Source organism: Streptomyces roseolilacinus, assembly GCF_014649335.1.
Taxonomy (GTDB): Bacteria; Actinomycetota; Actinomycetes; order Streptomycetales; family Streptomycetaceae; genus Streptomyces; species Streptomyces roseolilacinus.
The window spans coordinates 465,321-482,018 of the sequence record NZ_BMSV01000006.1 but is presented as its reverse complement, the minus strand read 5'-3'; the positions used below and the strand labels follow the sequence as shown (position 1 = coordinate 482,018).

At 73.7% G+C, this 16,698-nt stretch carries 18 protein-coding genes; 12 read left to right on the top strand and 6 right to left on the bottom strand.

Annotation, left to right across the window (positions count from 1 at the left end; translation table 11 throughout):
* Positions 1-159 precede the first annotated feature (159 nt).
* The 5 genes from IE106_RS17540 (at position 160) to IE106_RS17520 (ending at position 2,545) form a co-directional block, all read left to right on the top strand.
* Complete coding sequence (locus tag IE106_RS17540) at positions 160-996, top strand: helix-turn-helix domain-containing protein (RefSeq protein WP_189534975.1); 837 nt, start codon at positions 160-162, stop codon at positions 994-996.
* A complete protein-coding gene (locus tag IE106_RS17535; protein ID WP_189534973.1) occupies positions 993-1,235 on the top strand; it encodes a DUF397 domain-containing protein in 243 nt (80 codons plus the stop codon). The genes IE106_RS17540 and IE106_RS17535 overlap by 4 nt, the downstream gene beginning before the upstream one ends.
* Positions 1,232-1,462 (top strand): hypothetical protein, encoded by a 231-nt coding sequence (locus IE106_RS17530; protein ID WP_189534971.1) that lies wholly within the window; start codon positions 1,232-1,234, stop codon positions 1,460-1,462. The genes IE106_RS17535 and IE106_RS17530 overlap by 4 nt, the downstream gene beginning before the upstream one ends.
* The gene (locus IE106_RS17525; protein ID WP_189534969.1) at positions 1,459-1,707 is read left to right on the top strand and encodes a hypothetical protein; all 249 of its coding nucleotides are present in this window, start codon (positions 1,459-1,461) and stop codon (positions 1,705-1,707) included. Before IE106_RS17530 ends, IE106_RS17525 begins: the two co-directional genes overlap by 4 nt.
* 136 nt (positions 1,708-1,843) lie before the next feature.
* A complete protein-coding gene (locus IE106_RS17520) occupies positions 1,844-2,545 on the top strand; it encodes a bleomycin resistance protein (RefSeq protein ID WP_189534968.1) in 702 nt (233 codons plus the stop codon).
* Between the two features lie 35 nt (positions 2,546-2,580).
* Here the strand turns inward: IE106_RS17520 and IE106_RS17515 are convergent, their stop codons facing one another.
* Entirely contained in the window at positions 2,581-3,591 is a 1,011-nt protein-coding gene (locus IE106_RS17515) for a LysR family transcriptional regulator (protein ID WP_229840524.1), read from the bottom strand.
* 140 nt (positions 3,592-3,731) lie between these two features.
* Here IE106_RS17515 and IE106_RS17510 point away from each other — a divergent pair, with 140 nt between their 5' ends.
* Positions 3,732-4,229, top strand: a complete 498-nt coding sequence (locus IE106_RS17510; protein WP_189534966.1) for a hypothetical protein — start codon at positions 3,732-3,734, stop codon at positions 4,227-4,229.
* An 80-nt stretch (positions 4,230-4,309) separates the two neighbouring features.
* Here IE106_RS17510 and IE106_RS17505 read toward each other — a convergent pair whose 3' ends face one another.
* On the bottom strand, positions 4,310-4,942 hold the full coding sequence (locus IE106_RS17505) for a TetR/AcrR family transcriptional regulator (RefSeq protein ID WP_229840523.1): 633 nt from the start codon (positions 4,940-4,942) through the stop codon (positions 4,310-4,312).
* Between the two features lie 143 nt (positions 4,943-5,085).
* On the opposite strand from IE106_RS17505, the gene IE106_RS17500 reads away from it, so the two are divergent.
* Positions 5,086-5,895 carry an alpha/beta fold hydrolase gene (locus IE106_RS17500; RefSeq protein ID WP_189534962.1) on the top strand — a complete coding sequence of 270 codons (810 nt, stop codon included), beginning with the start codon at positions 5,086-5,088 and terminating at the stop codon, positions 5,893-5,895.
* Positions 5,896-5,979: 84 nt separating this feature from the next.
* Here the strand turns inward: IE106_RS17500 and IE106_RS17495 are convergent, their stop codons facing one another.
* On the bottom strand, positions 5,980-6,870 hold the full coding sequence (locus IE106_RS17495; RefSeq protein ID WP_189534960.1) for an NAD(P)-dependent oxidoreductase: 891 nt from the start codon (positions 6,868-6,870) through the stop codon (positions 5,980-5,982).
* A gap of 113 nt (positions 6,871-6,983) precedes the next feature.
* Here IE106_RS17495 and IE106_RS17490 point away from each other — a divergent pair, with 113 nt between their 5' ends.
* The 3 genes from IE106_RS17490 to IE106_RS17480 all read left to right on the top strand — a co-directional run bounded on the left by IE106_RS17490 (position 6,984) and on the right by IE106_RS17480 (position 9,244).
* Positions 6,984-7,589 carry a TetR/AcrR family transcriptional regulator gene (locus IE106_RS17490; protein WP_189534957.1) on the top strand — a complete coding sequence of 202 codons (606 nt, stop codon included), beginning with the start codon at positions 6,984-6,986 and terminating at the stop codon, positions 7,587-7,589.
* A 178-nt stretch (positions 7,590-7,767) separates the two neighbouring features.
* Complete coding sequence (locus IE106_RS17485; RefSeq protein WP_189534955.1) at positions 7,768-8,211, top strand: GNAT family N-acetyltransferase; 444 nt, start codon at positions 7,768-7,770, stop codon at positions 8,209-8,211.
* Positions 8,212-8,368: 157 nt separating this feature from the next.
* A complete protein-coding gene (locus IE106_RS17480; protein ID WP_189534953.1) occupies positions 8,369-9,244 on the top strand; it encodes an alpha/beta fold hydrolase in 876 nt (291 codons plus the stop codon).
* A gap of 399 nt (positions 9,245-9,643) precedes the next feature.
* Here IE106_RS17480 and IE106_RS17475 read toward each other — a convergent pair whose 3' ends face one another.
* Both IE106_RS17475 and IE106_RS17470 read right to left on the bottom strand, forming a co-directional pair.
* Positions 9,644-10,540: a glycoside hydrolase family 19 protein gene (locus IE106_RS17475; protein WP_189534951.1), complete on the bottom strand. Its 897-nt coding sequence runs from the start codon at positions 10,538-10,540 to the stop codon at positions 9,644-9,646.
* A gap of 168 nt (positions 10,541-10,708) precedes the next feature.
* Positions 10,709-12,433 carry a SpoIIE family protein phosphatase gene (locus IE106_RS17470; protein WP_189534949.1) on the bottom strand — a complete coding sequence of 575 codons (1,725 nt, stop codon included), beginning with the start codon at positions 12,431-12,433 and terminating at the stop codon, positions 10,709-10,711.
* Positions 12,434-12,700: 267 nt separating this feature from the next.
* Between IE106_RS17470 and IE106_RS17465 the strand changes: the two genes are divergently transcribed.
* Positions 12,701-14,239, top strand: coding sequence for a substrate-binding domain-containing protein (locus IE106_RS17465; protein ID WP_189534947.1), 1,539 nt, complete (start codon positions 12,701-12,703; stop codon positions 14,237-14,239).
* 74 nt (positions 14,240-14,313) lie between these two features.
* On the opposite strand, the gene IE106_RS17460 is transcribed toward IE106_RS17465, so the two are convergent.
* Positions 14,314-15,597, bottom strand: coding sequence for an adenylosuccinate synthase (locus tag IE106_RS17460; RefSeq protein ID WP_189534945.1), 1,284 nt, complete (start codon positions 15,595-15,597; stop codon positions 14,314-14,316).
* A gap of 173 nt (positions 15,598-15,770) precedes the next feature.
* On the opposite strand from IE106_RS17460, the gene IE106_RS17455 reads away from it, so the two are divergent.
* A complete protein-coding gene (locus tag IE106_RS17455) occupies positions 15,771-16,649 on the top strand; it encodes a diacylglycerol kinase (protein WP_189534943.1) in 879 nt (292 codons plus the stop codon).
* Positions 16,650-16,698 lie beyond the last annotated feature (49 nt).

Genomic DNA, 16,698 nt, shown 5'->3' with positions numbered 1-16,698 from the left:
CACTGGGCCATTGTGCGCGCCCGGCGCTAGCGTTCTCCACATCTGCCGACGAACCGCGAAAGCGGTCGTGACCTGGGCGGACACCTTGTCGCGCGGTCGAATTCGACGGCGATCAGTTGAGACCGGTTGAGACCGGTCGAGTCCATGCGTGGAGCGAATATGGCTGGGCGAGAAAACAAGGAAAAGGCGACCCCGACGGCACAACTCGTCGCGCACATGACCCGAACGCTGCGCAAGCAGAAGGGGCTGACGCAGGAGCAGCTGGGCGGGATGTGCGGCTTCTCCGGGGCGGCGATCAGCGGCGTGGAGACGTGCGCCCAGCCGGCGAGCGACCAGATGCTGGTCAAGCTGGAGGAGGCGGTCGGCGACGGCATGGGCTTCTTCGAGGAGGCGCGGCTGTACCTGCGGATCGAGAAGTACCCGCAGCAGTTCAAGGAGTACGCGCTGCTGGAGCGGGCGGCGCTGAACCTGTACCTCTTCGCGACACCGGTGATCCACGGACTCTTCCAGACGGAGGAGTACGCGCGGGCGCTCATCGCCGGGGGGTTTCCCATCTTGACGGAGGAGCGGGTCGAGGAACTGGTGGAGGCGAGGGTCGCACGGCGGGAGGTCTTCGACCGCGATCCCACCGCGCTCATCGAACTCGTGCTGGACGAAGCGGTACTGCTGCGCCCCATCGGCAGCCGGGAGACCATGCGCGGCCAGCTGGAGTTCCTCGCGGAGTGCGCCCGCAGGCGCAACGTAACGATCCAGGTACTCCCTCTGGACTGTGCGCTCCACGGCGAGTACGCAGGAAACCAAGGCGAGCTGAACGCCTTGGAGACGCCGGACCACGAGTTCCTCGTGTACCTCGAACCCCAGGACGAGAGCGTCCTGATCAGCGACCCGGCAAAGGTGAGCACGTACATGCAGCGGTATGCGAGGATCCGTGGGCAGGCCCTTACCCCACGTGAATCGCTGAGCTTCATCGAGCGGTTGGCAGGAGAACAGCAGTGACCAGCAGCCTCCAGTGGTTCAAATCGAGCTACAGCAGCAGTAGCGGCGGCAACTGCATCGAAGTGGCCTTCGACTGGCACAAGTCGTCGTACAGCAGCGACGCGGGCGGCAACTGCGTCGAGGTCGCCACCTGCCCCCACACCATCCACGTGCGCGACTCCAAGAACCCCGACGGTGGTTCGTTCGCCGTCGCGCCCTCGGCCTGGACGGCGTTCCTCGCGGACGCCACGGCCCCGTGAGAACCGTGATCGCCGGGCAGCTGGTCGAGCTGCCCGGCACCATAGCGGCGATCCGGGCGGCGCTGGACGAGGACCGGGCGAGGGCGTTCGACGCGGAGATCCCGCACGTCCCGGTGGCGGACCTGCCCATCGCGCTCGCCCGGTGGGCGCTGTCCACGACGGACGCCGACCGGGAGGACGCCGAGCTGTTCGACCGTCTGGCGCGCGGCGAGGGCGTGCGGGAGTGAGCTGCTACCGCCTCCAGTACGCGCCCCCGGCGGACCTCGCCCTCGACTCCATGGACACGCCCCTGCGCGCCCGGTTCGACACGGGGATGCGCGCGCAGCTGGCCCCGGACCCGTACGGGTCCGGGTCGGTGCCGATAGGCCCGGACCAGGACCGGCGGGAGGCGACGGTGTCGGGCGTGGTGATCCGGTACTACGTGAGCCGCGACGTCTCCACGGTCACGGTCGTCCGCGTCGTCTACCTCTGAGGGACCGGCCGCACCGGCCCGTGGCGCCACGGGCCGTCGCGCGGTCGCCCGGTGACGGCGTACGGCGCCGAGAACCCGTCAGCGGACCACCGGCTCCCCCTCACCCCGCTATTCAATTTTGACTAGGGTGGGCGGGGTGAGCGAGAAGACGATTCCGATCCTGCCGTGCCGGACCCTCCAGCCCGTTCTCGACTTCTACACGGCCCTCGGGTTCGAGGTGACCTTCCAGCAGAGGAGCCCCAATCCGTACGCGGTCGTCCAGCGCGGCGGCATACAGCTCCACTTCTTCGGGATGAAGCACTACGAGCCGGCCGAGTCGTTCAGTACGTGCCTCGTGCGGACCGATGACGTCGACGGGCTGTACGAGACCTTCCGGACCAGGTTGAAGGCGGCGTACGGGCGGGTGCCGAACCGCGGGCTGCCGCGCATCGGGCCGCTGAAGGACACGTCACACGGCGTGCGGCAGTTCCTCATGACCGATCCGGGCGGCAACTGCATCCGCGTGGGGCAGCAGACGAGCGACGACCAGCACCACCGCCCCGCCCCCGAGGAGACCTTCGCCCGGGCCCTGCACCACGCCTCCCTCCTCGCCGACTCCAAGGAGGACCTGGCGGGCGCCGCGAAGACCATCGACCGGGTGCTGCGCTTGCGGGACGAGCGGCCCACGCCCGTGCAACTGCTTCGTCTCCTCGTCCTGCGGGCGGACGTCGCCACGCGCACCGGTGACACGCGGACCGCGAGGTCCGCGATCGCCGCGGCCACCGCGGTCCACCTCACCCCGCAGGAGCGGGAGTCCGTGCGCGACGACCTCGAACTCCTCGCGCGGTTACCGGTCTGAAGCGCCGGCCGCGCCCGTACGGGCCGAGCGCCGCCTCACCCGGCGGGCGCCGGGGTCGTCGTCTCCCACCACCACCCCGGCGTCCCGTCGGGGCGGCGTCCGACCGCGGTGGTGCGGGTGCGGTCGCGCAGGACGCGCAGCAGCGGCGCGAGGGCGGGAGGGGCCGGGCGGGCGGCGGGCCAGGCGAGCACGGCGTGGCACGGCGGCAGGTCGGAGACCGGGACGTAGCGGACGCCGGGGCGGGGCATGAGGTGGCGGCAGCTCGCGGGGATGAAGCGGATGCCGTGCCCGAGGCCGACGTGCGTGATGCACGACTCCAGGGTCGTGACGGCGTGGGACGTGTACGTGACGGGCGTCCCGCCGGGGCGCGGGTCGGCGGCCCAGAAGGCACGCCACCGCGGGTTCAGGTCGGGCGAGAAGCCGATGACGGGAAGGCCGTCGAGCTCCGCCAGGGTCACCGCGGCGCGCTCCGCGAGCGGATGGCTCTCGGGCAGGCACACGTACCGCTCCTCCGTCCCCAGCCGCAGGGTGCGGACGCCGTCGGGCAGGGGGGCGTAGCAGACGACCGCGTCGACGCGGCCGTCGAGCAGGGCGTTCGCCTGGTCGACGTTGTCGACGTCCCGCCACTCGACGGCGGGGACGCCGTCGCGCTGCCGCAGCGCGTCGAAGAGGATGCGCAGGGCCGGGAGCGCGGACAGGTAGGAACCCACCACCAGGCGGTCCGTGTCGTGCCGGGACGCCTCCCGCGCCGCCTCGCGCAGCACGTCCGCGGCGTGGACCGCCGCGCGCGCCGGGGGCAGCAGCGCCTCTCCGGCGCCGGTGAGCCGGACGCGGCGCGTGGAGCGCTCCACGAGGGCGACGCCGAGGAGTTCCTCCAGGGCCCGGATCTGCCGGCTGAGCGCGGGCTGGCTGACGAAGACCCGGCCGGCCGCCCGGCCGAAGTGCAGCTCCTCCGCCAACGCGAGGAACATGCGCAGTTGCTGCGTGCTCGGATCCGTGGGCATCGCTTCCCCCGCCTGCCGCCCGGTCACCGACATCGATGCCATCAGGGTATCAATACCCTTGCCGCGCACATCAGTTGAGCCTTCCGCACGGGTCCTTCGCGGGCGCAGGATGAAGGAGAAGCGAAAAGGGAGCGGCGAATTCGGCGCCAGCCGGATTCCCGCTCAGGGGGAAGGAAAGAGAAGTGCAGCTGAAATCATGGCCGGCGAGGGCGCTCACGGCCGCGGTCGCGGCTCTCGCCCTGTCGGCGGGCGCCCCGGTGGGCGCCGCCCAGGCCGACTCGCACGCCGACTCGCGGACGCGGGCGGCGGCGGGGGCGCCCGGGACAGCGGGCGGTTTCTACTGGAAGTGCACGCACAAGAGCGCTTCCAGCCGCACCGATCCGGGCGGCCGCGACGCCTGGATCAACTACGACGCGCCCAACAAGAAGGACCGGGCCGGAATGAGGTTCACGGCCGACGGCGAAATCATCACGGTGTGGAACAACAGCCGGATGGACATGGAATACGAGGTCTATTTCCAGGGCACCAAGGGCCCGATCGTGTGGCGCTGGATCCTGGAGGCCGGCGGCCGCCACCACACCGCGAACCTCTCGATCGCCGAGGGCCACAAGGTGCAGATGTCGGTCCTGCCCTGGCAGATCACCCTCGGCAGCTGCATCGACAACGGGGGCCGCACCTGATCCACCCCCGCGGACGGGCCGTACGGGCGGCGCCGTCCGCGGGGCGGCCGGCCACGGGAGGTGGCCGGCCGCTCCCTCGCTCAGGGGCGGGCGGCGTCGGCGGGCCGGCCGTAGGCGGCGAGGAAGGCGCGGGTCCCGCCGGTGGCCCAGCGCTCCAGGTCGGCCTCGGTGTGCCGGGCGCCGCCGTGGAACATGGCCTTGTTCACCGGGATCCACAGCAGCAGGCCCGCGAAGTGGTCGGCGGCCAGCAGGGGGTCGTCCACGCGGAGCAGCCCCTGGTCGGCGAGGCGCCGGAAGGTGTCCGCCAGGGTCGCCAGGACCCGTTCGAAGCCCTGCTCGTACCAGGAGGCGCCGAGTTCGGGGAAGGCGTCGGCGTTGGCGATGATCAGGCGCCGCAGCTGGAGGACCTGGGGCTGGGTGAGCGCCGTCAGGAAGCGGCGGGCGAGACGGGTCAGGTTCTCCTCCAGGCCGTCGGCGTCGGCCGGGATGTCGGTCACCACGTCGATCATTCCGTCGATGCGGTCGGTGGTGGCCAGGATGATCTCGGAGAACAGCTTCTCCTTGTCGGCGAAGTGCTTGTAGACGGTCTGCTTGGACACCGCGGCCAGGCGCGCGATGTCGTCCATGCTCGCCCCCGCGTACCCCTTGTTCAGGAACACCGTGGTCGCGGCCTCCAGGATCGCCTGGTGCTTGCGCGCCGAACGACTGTCCATGATCGCCATCCTCTCTCCGTGCGGCTCCCCCTCCGATGGAAGAGTACTGGACCGACCAGTACCCGAACGGGTACTGTACCGTCCAGTTCCGGAGATCGCGGGGTTCCGCCCCGTGGACCGCACACGAATGGAGTGGGATCCGCATGGAGAAGGTGTTCTCTGCCGACGGCACGGCCATCGCGTACGAGCGGCAGGGCTCGGGGCCCGCGGTGGTGCTCGTCGGCGCCGCCTTCATGACCCGGCACGACTCCGCCGCGCTGGCCGGCCTGCTGGCCGGGGACTTCACCGTGTTCACGTACGACCGCCGGGGGCGCGGCGACAGCGGGGACACCCCCGCGTACGACGTGCAACGCGAGGTCGAGGACCTGGACGCGCTGATCGAGCGGGCGGGCGGCTCGGCGATGCTCTTCGGCACGTCCTCCGGCGCCGTCCTGGCCCTGGAGGCCGCGGCCCGGGGCAGCGCCGTGACGCGGGTGGCCCTGTACGAACCGCCGTTCATCGTCGACGACAGCCGCCCGCCCCTGCCCGCCGACTACGTCGGCCACCTGGAGGAGCTGGTGGCCCGGGAGGCGTACGGGGACGCCGCCGCCTACTTCATGACCGCCGCCGTGGGCCTGCCCGCCGAGGCCGTCGCGGGGATGCGGCAGGCTCCCTTCTGGGCCGGGCTGGAGGCCACCGCCCGCACCCTCCCCTACGACGGCCGCATCATGGGCGACACGATGTCCGGCCGCCCCCTGCCCGCCGAGCGCTGGCGGTCCGTGACGGTCCCCGTCCTCGTCGGCAGCGGCGACGCGGGCCACCCGCACATGCTCGAAGGGGCCAGGGCGCTCGCCGCGCTCGGGGACCACTACACCCTGCGCGTCCTGCCCGGCCAGGAGCACGACGTCGACCCGGCGGTCCTCGCGCCCGTCCTGACCGACTTCTTCACCGCCGGCCGGGCGGCGCGCGCCTGACCCGGGGCGTCCCTGACCCGGACCCGGACCCGGGGCGCGCGGGCGCTGGTGTCCGCACGCCCGCGTCCGCCTCGGGTGCCCGGCTCAGGCCGCGGGCTTCCCCAGCACCTCCACCAGGCTGGACGAGCTGTCCGCGGCGTGACCGGCCTCCACCCCGCGCCGGAAGAGCGCGGCGACGGCCGCCGGGAGGGCCGTGTCGACCCCCGCGTCCGCGACCGTGTGGAGGACGTGCTCGGTGCTCGCCGCGCCCATGGCGAGCCGGTCGACGTCCCCGCGGTGGTCGCCGGCGTCCACGCGGGGCGTGTAGAACTCCACGAACTGCCTCAGGTCCAGGGCCTCGACCGCGAGCGGCCGGATGTCCGAGGCCGTCAGGCCGTGGGCGCCGGCCAGCGCGATGGCCTGCCAGTAACCGGACAGGGCGGTCCAGAACATGACCATGTTCAGCTGGTACAGGAGCGCCGCCAGGCCCGGGTCCTCGCCGCGGTGGTCGGCGCCCGTCAGCACCTCCAGCGTGGCGCGGTGGGCGTCGAAGGCGGCGCGCGGACCGCTGTAGAGGGTGGTGGAGGCGGGGTCGCCGATGCCCGAGGGCGGGGTGAGGACGCCGCCGGTGAGCTGCGTGGCGCCCCGCTCCGCGACCCAGGCGGCCGCCTCGCGGGCCCGGTCGGGGGTGTCGGAGCTGAGGTTCACCAGGACGCGGCCCTTCAGGGCGGCCGGGTCGACGCCGCCCAGCAGGGCGTACAGCGCCTCCTGGTCGGTGAGGCTCACCACGATCAGCTCGGCGGCGGACAGCGCCTCCTCCGCGCCGGCGGCGAGGCGCGCGCCGCGCTCGACGAGGGCGTCGGCGCGGGAGGGGGTGCGGTTCCAGACGGTGACGGGGTGGCCCCGGTCGAGGAAGGCACCGGCCATGGCCCGCCCCATGGGGCCGAGACCGATGACGGTGACGGGGGCGGGGGTGGTGACGGACGTGCTGCTCATGGGGGTCCACCTCTCGGGACATCTCTAGAACGAACGCTCTATCCAGGTACGGGAAGGACCGTATCACGGCTCTAGAACGAACGCTCTACTTATTTTCTCGGTACGATCGCCCCATGCAGACCGCCGCCGAAACCGCCGCCACGACCGCCTCCCGCACCGGGACCCGCGACCGGATCGTCGTCACCGCGGCGCGCCTCATCCAGCGCCAGGGGTACGTCGGGACGGGCATCAAGCAGATCGCCCAGGAGGCGCGGGCCACCCTCGGCTCCGTCTACCACTTCTTCCCCGGCGGCAAGGAGGCCGTGGCGGTCGCCGCGATCGAGCACAGCGGCGCGGAGTTCTCGGTCTTCCTGCGGGAGGCCCTGGGCAGCGCGCAGGACCCGGCCGAGGCCGTGGAGCACTGCGCCGTCCGGCTCGCCGAGGAGCTGCGCGCGTCGGGATGGGTCGACGGGTGCCCCGTGACGGCGGCCGCCCTGGAGACGCTCGGCGGCGAGACGCGCATCCAGCAGGCGTGCGCGGAGGCGCTGCGCGACTGGGAGGCGCTCGTCCGCGAGAAGCTGCTGGGCTGCGGCTTCGCGGCCGACGACGCCCGCGAGCTGGCGACCACCGTCATCGGCGCCCTGGAGGGCGCCGAGGTCACCGCCCAGGTCAACCGCAGCGAGGAGCCCCTGCGGGTGACGGGCCGCCAACTGGCCCGCCTGCTGCGCTCGTACGCCTGACCGCACCGCCCCCGGCGGCGGACGGCCACGCACCGCCCGGCGGTGGACGGCCCACGCGCCCCGGCGGCGGGACGGCCCACGCGCCGCCGTCCGGCGCGAGGAGGGCGGCGCGCGCGTGCGGTGGCCCGCGGGCCACAAGTCGGTTGACGGTGGGGCGGGGCGCCGCTTGGCTGCCGGGATGAGTGAACTCCGCATCGAACAGGTCGACGGCGAGGCCGGCGTCGAGGACTGGCAGCGCATCCACAACGAGGTCATCCCGACACACCTGCTGTCCCTGGACGACGTCCGCGAGCGCTCCGGGCGGAACGTGCTGGAGGTCGCCTACCTCGGCGACGTGGCCGTGGGGTGCTCCACGGTGCGCCCGCCGACCGGGGAGGCACCGGAGACGGCGACGGTGATCGCACGGATCCTGCCCGGGCACCGGGGCCGGGGCCACGGCGGGGAGCTGTACGCCCACGGGCTGCGGCGGGCCCGGGGACTGGGCGCGACGGAGATCGAGACGGTGGTGCTGGCCTCGAACGGGTCGGGCCTGCGCTTCGCCCTGCGGCACGGCTTCGTGGAGGTGGAGCGGTACCTGCTGGAGGGCGACACGATCCCGTGGATCGACCTGCGGCTGGCCTGAGCCCCGGCACGCGGCGGCCGGGGTCCTGAGCCGCCCGGGGCCGCCCCCGCGGAGAAACCCGTGCGGGCGGCTCCGGGATGCGCTACGGTGTACCCACGAAGCGAGACGAGACGTCTCGTCTCGAAATGGCTCCGGCCCTGACCGAGGAGGAACACCCGTGCACCGTGAACACCTCATCGACACCGCGCCCGGCGTCCGCCTGTGGGTGGAGGAGCGGGGGGACGCCGACGCGCCGGCGCTGCTGCTGGTCATGGGCGCGCAGGCGTCCGGACTCGGCTGGCCCGACGCGCTGGTGGACGCGCTGGCCGCGCACCACCGGGTCATCCGGTACGACCACCGCGACACCGGCCGCTCGACCTGGTCGTACGAGACGAAGCCGTACGCGATCACCGACCTCGCGGACGACGCGCTGGCGGTACTGGACAGGCTGGGGGTGGAGCGGGCCCACGTCGTCGGCATGTCCCTGGGCGGCATGCTGGCCCAGCTCCTGATCGCCGACCACCCGGAGCGGCTCCACACCGCCACGCTCATCGGCACCTGCGCGCTCAGCACCACCCCGTACACCCGGCCCGACGGGACCGTCGTGCCCGTCGAGGAACTGCCGCCCATCGACCCGCGCATCCTGGCCATGTGGGCCGACCGCCCCGCGGACCTGGACCCGGACGCCGAGCTGGACTGGCGGGTGGAGCACTGGCGGCTACTGAACAACGGCGGCGTCCCGTTCGACGCGGAGGCGGCGCGGGAGGCGGAGCGGCGGCTCATCGCCCACACCGGTCACGCCCGGGTCAGCACCGCGCACGGGCAGGCCGACCACTCGGGGATGCTCCGCACGGAGGCCCTGGCGGCGACCGCGGTGCCGACGCTGGTCGTGTCCGCCACCGCCGAGCCCGTGTTCCCGCCGCCGCACGCGCAGCACCTGGCGCAGGTGATCCGGGGCGCGGAACTGGTGGAGATCCCGGGCATGGGGCACGCGCTGCCCGCCCCGGTGCTGGAGCCGCTGGCGAAGGCGATCCTGGGCCACACGGGAGGCTGAGGGGAGGAGGCGGACCTCCGGGGAGGGGTGAACCCGCCCGCCGGGGAGGCGGGTTCACGAGGCCACGGGGGCACGGGAGTCCGGGATCGGGCCCACGGGGGAGGGCGGGGACACGGGGGCGGAGTCACGGGGGGAGGCGGGGCCACGGGGGCACGGGCCCGCCTCACCGTTCCGCCCTCGCCCCGCCCCCGGCCCGGTCGCGCGGACACCGCGGCCCCGGCCGCGCGGACGCCGGGGCCGCGGACGCGCGGACGCCGGGGCCGCGGACGCCGGGACCGCGGACGCCGGGACCGCGGACGCCGGGACCGCAGGCGGCGGGGCACGCCACCGGAACATGACGCCGGCCCCGGTCGCGAAGAGCGCGCGACCGGGGCCGGGGACCGTCTCGGCGGTACGGTCTCAGCAGTACAGGTTGGCGCCCGGGGCCACGCCCAGGATCTGCGTGAACTGCTGGTACTTCGTCACCCGGCTCTGCACCTGCGCCGGGTTGCGGCCGTCACACTCCAGCGCGCCGTTGATGGAGCGGATCGTCTGGCCGAAGCCCGCGCCCGTCACCATCGCGTTGTGCCCGGTCATCGTGCCGGGGCCGTTCTGGGTGTTCCAGTACCACAGGGCCGTCTTCCAGGCGACCGCCGCCTCCCGCTCGACGCGGTGCGGGTTGTTCAGCAGGTCGATGCCGAGGGCGTCGCCCGCCGCCTTGTAGTTGAAGTTCCAGCTGAGCTGGATCGGGCCGCGCCCGTAGTAGGCGGCCTGGCCCGCGGGACAGCCGTACGGCTGGCTCTGGTCGCAGTAGTGCGGGTAGTTGGCGGTGTTCTGCTCCACGATGTGGACGAGGCCGCCCGTCTCGTGGCTGACGTTGGCCAGGAAGGCCGCCGCCTCCTGGCGGCTGACCGTGGCGCCGCCCGTCGTCGCGAACGCCGGGTAGGCGCCGAGCGCCGCCTTCAGCCCGCTGTACGTGTAGAACGGGTTCCGGTTCGGGAACATCTGGTTGAACTGCGTCTCGGAGACCACGAATCCGGACGGCGCCGGGTCCGTCGGGTCCGGGTCGGGCGTGCCGGAGCCGCAGGTCCCCTGGTCGGCCCAGACCGCCACCGTGCCCGGGCGCTCGTTCTGGGTCCACCACTTCGCCTGCCAGTTGTGCCCGTTGTACGAGGCGGTGTTGCCGCCCCAGTAGACGGCCGACGAACTCCAGGGGGCCGCGCAGTCGGCGGCCGAGGCGGTGGTGGCGGGGAGGAGGGCCGTCAGGCCCACCGCCGTGGCGAAAGCGGCCAGCAGGGCGCCGAAGCGTCGTGACACGTCATCACTCCTTCGCGGGGGGGGTGCCGGTCACTTCACCGCATTGGTCTGGACCTGTCAAGAGGTCCGGACCGGACAACCGCGCGCGGCGGAGGGGCGGGAGAGGTCGTCACGACGCGGGCGGCGGCCGCGTCGCCGCGCGGCCGCCGCCCGTACCGGTGGCGGTGCTCAGTCCGGGATCCGCAGCGCCAGCAGCGCCACGTCGTCCTCGTTCTGCGGGGGTCTGGCCCGCTGGAGCAGCTCGTCCGTGAACGACTCCACCGGCCGGTGGGCCAGCGCCGCGGCGTGCCGGCGCAGCCGCTCCAGGCCCTCGTCGAGCGAGCGCCCCGGCTCCTCGATCAGGCCGTCCGTGTACAGCAGCAGCGTCGACCCGGGCGGCAGCTCCGCCCGCGCGTCCGTACGGCCCGTCCGCCCCTTGTACGCCCCGAGCCCCAGCAGGACGCCGTGGCCCTCGGTGAGGTACCGCGTCACGCCGTCGTGCGTGACCAGCAGCGGCGGCGGGTGCCCGGCGTTGGTCCAGGTCAGCTCCCACCGCCCGTTGTCCGACACGGTCATCCGGCCGAAGACCAACGTGGCCATGGAGACCTCGGCGATGTGCAGCGACGCCTGGTCCAGCCACTCGACGATCCCGCTCGCCGGCCCCTTCTGCGCCCACGCGTACGCGCGCAGCATGTTGCGCAGCTGCGCCATCCCCGCCGCCGCGTCCAGGTCGTGGCCGACCACGTCCCCGATGGCCAGCGCCAGGGCCCCGTCGTTCAGCAGGAACGCGTCGTACCAGTCGCCGCCGACGTGCGAGGCGTCCGGCGCGGGCAGGTAGCGGGCCGCGATCCCCAGCCCGGGCACGGTCGGCAGCTGCGGCAGCAGGTGGCGCTGCATGGTCTCCGCGACCTTCCGCTGCCGCTGGTACAGGCGGGCGTTCGCCAGGGCGAGGCCGGCGCGGCGCGTGATGTCCTCCAGCAGGGCCACGTCGGCCGCCGTGAACACCTCCGCCCGCTGGGAACGGCCCAGGGTGAGCGCCCCGAGGATCTCCCGCAGGCCCCGGATGGGCGCGATGACCGCCGAGTGCATCCCCGTCGCCTCGAACAGGCGGCGCTGCTCCAGCGCGATCCCCGAGTCCGGAAGGCCCTGGTACGTCTCCGGGCCCGCCAGCGCGGACGACTCGCCGCGCAGCGCCCGCGACAGGGGCATCGGCGACTCCCCCGGCACCGGGGGCATCGGACCCTCCAGCTCCTCCGCGTGCACCAGGGCGTCGCCCTCCGCCCGCACGACGGCGGCGCGCCACACCTCGTCCGGCTCCCTGATCAGGTCGATGACCACCCAGTCCGCGAGCCGGGGCACCACCAGGGCCATCAGCCGGTTCAGTGCCTCGTCCACGTCGAGGGTGGAGGTCAGCGTCGTCGTCGTCTCGGCCAGCAGCGCCAGCCGCTCCAGCTCCGACAGCGACGCGGTGGGCTCCTTCAGGAGCTCGGCGGTCGGGCGGACGGACTCGTACGGGTGGAAGACCACCAGGGTGACCGGTGGCAGCCCGTCCCGGACGCAGGGCGTGGCCAGCCACGACAGCAGGAGCAGCGACCCGTCGCCGCGCCGCGCCCACTCGCCGGCGCTCTGGGCCGTGCGCCCGGCGAGGGCGGCCTTCCGCAGCGCGCAGCGCGCCCTCGGCGTGGGGTTGCCGTGCTGGTCGCGGTGGAGCAGCTCGTGCGCGTCCTGCCCGACGAACTCCGCGGCGGACCGGCCCAGGATCTCCTGGCCGGAGGTGTTGACGGCGAGGACGCGGCCGCTGCCGTCCAGCAGGCAGGCGCCCGCCGCGAGGGCGTCCAGCGCCGCGACGAGTGCCTCGGGGGACGCGTCCGGGAGTCTCTCCCCGGACGCGTCCGCCACGTCTCCGGCCGTCATCTGCTCGCTCGCCTCCCGCCCCGCCCGGGGACGCGCCCCGGTGCTTCTTCCTGCCCGTCCTCTTCCCCTCCACCGGGCGCTGACGCCTCGGCCCCCGGCGCCGGCGCCCCGACGCCCTGGTCAGGGCCCGGGGGCGGGCCGCCCCACCGCGGCGGAGTTGAACCTCCCATGAACTTACGGCACCCCCGCCCGCCCCGCGCCCCCCGGCGTCCTACCGTGACCGCACACGTCCCGCCGGACACCTGCTGCGAGCGAGGGGGAGCGCCCGTGGAGTGGTTCAGCGCCGAGAACGTCATCGCCGTGCTCACCGCCGTCCTCGGCGTGCTCGCCTCCGTCGCCGCGCTCTGGTACGAGCGGCGGGTGCCGCGCCGCAGGCGGCTCGGGTACCGGGTCCAGATGGACACGCCGATCGGCAGCAACGTCCGCGACGGCGGCCGCGCCAACGTGCGGATCGGCCTCTTCGGCGAGGGGCCGGACGTCGACCTGTCCGACGCCACCCTCGTCCTGCTCCGCATCGAGAACGACGGCCCGCAGAGCGTCGGCGACGGCGACTACACCAGCCGCCCGCCGCACGGACTGACCGTCGAGTTCACCGGCCGCGAGATCCGGGGCGTCGCCGTCACCCAGCCCGGCGACGCCGACCACCTGATGGAGCACTTCACGCCCGAGGCCGGGATGACGCACCAGGGCGGCACGCTCCACCTGCCGCGCGTCCCGCTCAACCCGGGCGAGCACTTCAAGCTGCTGTGCCTGCTCACCGGCGGCCCGGTCGACAGCCCCGTGCGCGTCACCGGCGGCCTGCGCGACGGGGAGGTGCGGCCCAACACCGCCGTCCCCTCCGACGGCAAGCCGCCCGTGTTCAGCCGCCCGGCCCGGCTCCTCACCGTCCTGCTCACCGTGTGCGTGGTCACCCTGGCCGGGATCATCGTCGGCCGCGACGACACCAGACCGCCCATCGGCTGCGCCACCGGCACCCTGACCGTCGTCGGGTCCACGGCCTTCGCGCCCGTGGCGGAGGAGGCCGCGCGGAAGTACGAGAAGGACTGCCCCGGCTCCACCGTCACCGTCGACGCGCGCGGCACCACCACCGGCATCCGCGCCCTCGCCGAGGCGGGGGCCCGGCACGAGGACGGCTCCCCCGCCGTCATCGCGCTGTCCGACGGGCCGAAGCCCGAGCGGGGGTACGACCGGCTGCGGGAGAACCGCGTCGCCGTGTCCGTGTTCGCCATGGTCGTCAACGACCGGGTGCCGCTGCGCGGGCTGACCACCGCGGACGTGCGGCGCGTCTACCGCGGCGACGTGCGGCGGTGGTCCGAGCTGGGTGGCCCCGACCTGCCGATCGCCCTGGTCAGCCGGAACACCAACTCCGGCACCCGGGAGGTGTTCCAGCGGCGCGTCCTCGGCGGGTACGAGCCGGCGCCCTCGTCGGGCGACTGCCGCACGAAGGCCGACCCGGCGGCACGGGTGCTGCGGTGCGAGGTCGACTCGACGCGGCAGGTCATGGCGGCGGTCGCCGAGATCCCCGGCGCGCTCGGCTACAGCGAGCTGCGGTCCGGCCAGGGCGTCCGGGGGCTCCACCGGCTGGACCTCGACGGGCGGACGCCGTCGATCGACGACGTGGCGCGGAGCGGGTACCCCTACCGGGAGATCGAGTACGCGTACACGTACGGGCGGCCGCCCGCGGACTCGCTCGTCTCCAGCTTCCTCGACTACCTGGTGCGGGGCAGCGGCCAGGACGTCATCCGCACCCACGGCCACCTCCCCTGCATGTCCCCCGAGGGCCTCGGGGTCTGCGCCCGGCCGTGAACCGGGGGCGCGGCGGCGCGAAGCCCCCCGCACCGGTGGTGCGGGGGGCTTCGCGCGGGGCCCGGTCGCGGGGCCTACAGGAACGAGTTGATCTCGATCGTCTCGGTGCGGCCGGGGCCGACGCCGATGGCGGAGATCGGGGCGCCCGACATCTCCTCCAGCGCCTTCACGTACGCCTGCGCGTTCTTCGGCAGGTCCGAGAAGGTCTTCGCCTTGGAGATGTCCTCCGACCAGCCGGGCAGGTACTCGTAGACGGGCTTCGCGTGGTGGAAGTCGGTCTGCGAGTACGGCAGCTCCTCGACGCGCCGGCCGTCGATCTCGTACGCGACGCACACCGGGATCTGCTCCCAGCCGGTCAGGACGTCCAGCTTGGTGAGGAAGAAGTCCGTCAGGCCGTTCACGCGCGTCGCGTAGCGGGCGATCACCGCGTCGAACCAGCCGCAGCGCCGGTCGCGCCCGGTGGTGACGCCGCGCTCGCCGCCGATGCGGCGCAGCGCCTCGCCGTCCTCGTCGAACAGCTCCGTCGGGAACGGTCCGGCGCCGACGCGGGTCGTGTACGCCTTGAGGATGCCGATGACGCGGCTGATCTTCGTCGGGCCGACGCCGGCGCCCGTGCAGGCACCGCCGGCGGTCGGGTTCGACGAGGTCACGAACGGGTACGTGCCGTGGTCCACGTCCAGGAGCGTGCCCTGGCCGCCCTCGAAGAGGACGACCTTGCCGGCGTCGATGGCGTCGTTGAGGATCAGCGTCGTGTCGGCGACGTAGGGGCGGATCTGCTCCGCGTAGCCGAGCATCTCCTCGACGATCCTGTCAGCCTCGATCGCGCGGCGGTTGAAGACCTTGGCGAGGAGCTGGTTCTTCTGCTCCAGCGCCGCCTCGACCTTCTGGGTGAGGATCGACTCGTCGTAGAGGTCCTGGACGCGGATGCCGACGCGGTTGATCTTGTCGGCGTACGTCGGGCCGATGCCGCGGCCGGTCGTACCGATCTTCCGCTTGCCGAGGAACCGTTCCGTCACCTTGTCGAGGGTGACGTTGTACGGAGTGATCAGGTGAGCGTTTCCGCTGATCAGAAGCTTGGAGGTGTCGACACCACGCTCGTTCAGCCCGCTCAGCTCGGAGAGCAGGACGGCCGGGTCGACGACGACGCCGTTTCCGATCACGGGGGTGCATCCCGGGGAGAGGATGCCGGAGGGAAGGAGATGCAGCGCGTACTTCTGGTCGCCCACGACGACCGTGTGGCCGGCGTTGTTGCCGCCCTGGTAGCGCACCACGTAATCGACGGATCCACCGAGGAGGTCGGTGGCCTTTCCCTTGCCCTCGTCACCCCACTGAGCACCGAGCAGCACAAGTGCGGGCACAGGCGTACACCCCTTCCGGGCGGGGCATGTCCAAGGCCAGGGGCGGAAGACGTCGTACGGCGGTGTACGACGGCAGCCCGAGCCGTGGAACCGGTGCCCCGGAATAGACGAAGCCCCTGGCGCAATAGCGCAAGGGGCTCTTGCACAAAGATGCTACCCGAGGAAGGACCGAGGTGTCGGCTCCCGACCAGCTCCTGGTGGTCATCGACCCGGTAGCGCGCCGCTGCGACGGCGAGTCCGTACGGATCGCGAAGGACGTGTTGCGCGGTGGCGCGGCCGCGAAGGTGTGCCTGCCCGACACCCCGGAGGAGTTCGCGCGGGCCCTGGCGCGGCGGGGTGCCCGGCGGCCCGTGGTGATCGGCGACGACCGGGCGCTGGTGCGGGCCGTGGGGCTGCTGCACCGGGGCGGCGAGCTGGGCGGGGAGGCCCTGTCGCTGGTGCCGGTGGGGCCGCCCGAGACGGTGCGGCTGGCCGTGTCGCTGGGCGCCCCGCCCGGTGCGGTGACGGCGGCGCGGGCGGTCCTGGACGGGGTGGAGCGGCGGCTCGACCTGCTGGTGGACGACCGGGGCGGGGTGGTCGTGGGCGGGGTGCGCATCCCGGAGGGATCGCCGTCCCCGGCGCCCGCGGCGGCGCCGGAGGACCGGTTCCGCCCTTCGGGTGGCGGGGCGCCGGCGCCGTCGGTGTGGGGGACGTGCCGCTCGCTGGTGCGGACGCTGGTGGGGCCGGGGTGCGGGCGGGTCCCGCAGATGCGGGGGCAGCGGCTGCGGGTGGAGGCCGACGGGCGGCTGCTGGCCGACGTGGACGACCCGGTGGAGGGCGTGACGGTCGTGTCGCGGGACGGCACGGCGGAGGTCGTGGTGCGTCCGCGGGTGGCCGCGCCCCGGTGGTCGGCCGCCCGTACGGTCACCGTGTCGGTCCCGGCCGGCGCCGGGTTCCGCTACCGGGCGGACGCCGAGCCGACCGGGCCGGTCCTCAGCCGCACCTGGACGGTCCGCCCGGCCGCCTGGTCCCTGCTGGTGCCGGCCCCGGCGCCGGCGGCGGAGGGCGGCTAGGCGGCCGGGGCGCGGGGCCGAGGGCGTCCGCGACGCGGCGCGGGGCCGG

Excerpts from the sequence above, each read along its gene's own strand:
- IE106_RS17500 (WP_189534962.1), top strand. The coding sequence starts at position 5,086 with ATGGAGAAGGTGTTCTCTGCCGACGGCACGGCCATCGCGTACGAGCGG.
- IE106_RS17485 (WP_189534955.1), top strand. The coding sequence starts at position 7,768 with ATGAGTGAACTCCGCATCGAACAGGTCGACGGCGAGGCCGGCGTCGAG.
- IE106_RS17505 (WP_229840523.1), bottom strand. The coding sequence starts at position 4,942 with ATGGACAGTCGTTCGGCGCGCAAGCACCAGGCGATCCTGGAGGCCGCG.
- IE106_RS17540 (WP_189534975.1), top strand. The coding sequence starts at position 160 with ATGGCTGGGCGAGAAAACAAGGAAAAGGCGACCCCGACGGCACAACTC.
- IE106_RS17515 (WP_229840524.1), bottom strand. The coding sequence starts at position 3,591 with ATGGCATCGATGTCGGTGACCGGGCGGCAGGCGGGGGAAGCGATGCCC.
- IE106_RS17470 (WP_189534949.1), bottom strand. The coding sequence starts at position 12,433 with ATGACGGCCGGAGACGTGGCGGACGCGTCCGGGGAGAGACTCCCGGAC.
- IE106_RS17490 (WP_189534957.1), top strand. The coding sequence starts at position 6,984 with ATGCAGACCGCCGCCGAAACCGCCGCCACGACCGCCTCCCGCACCGGG.
- IE106_RS17495 (WP_189534960.1), bottom strand. The coding sequence starts at position 6,870 with ATGAGCAGCACGTCCGTCACCACCCCCGCCCCCGTCACCGTCATCGGT.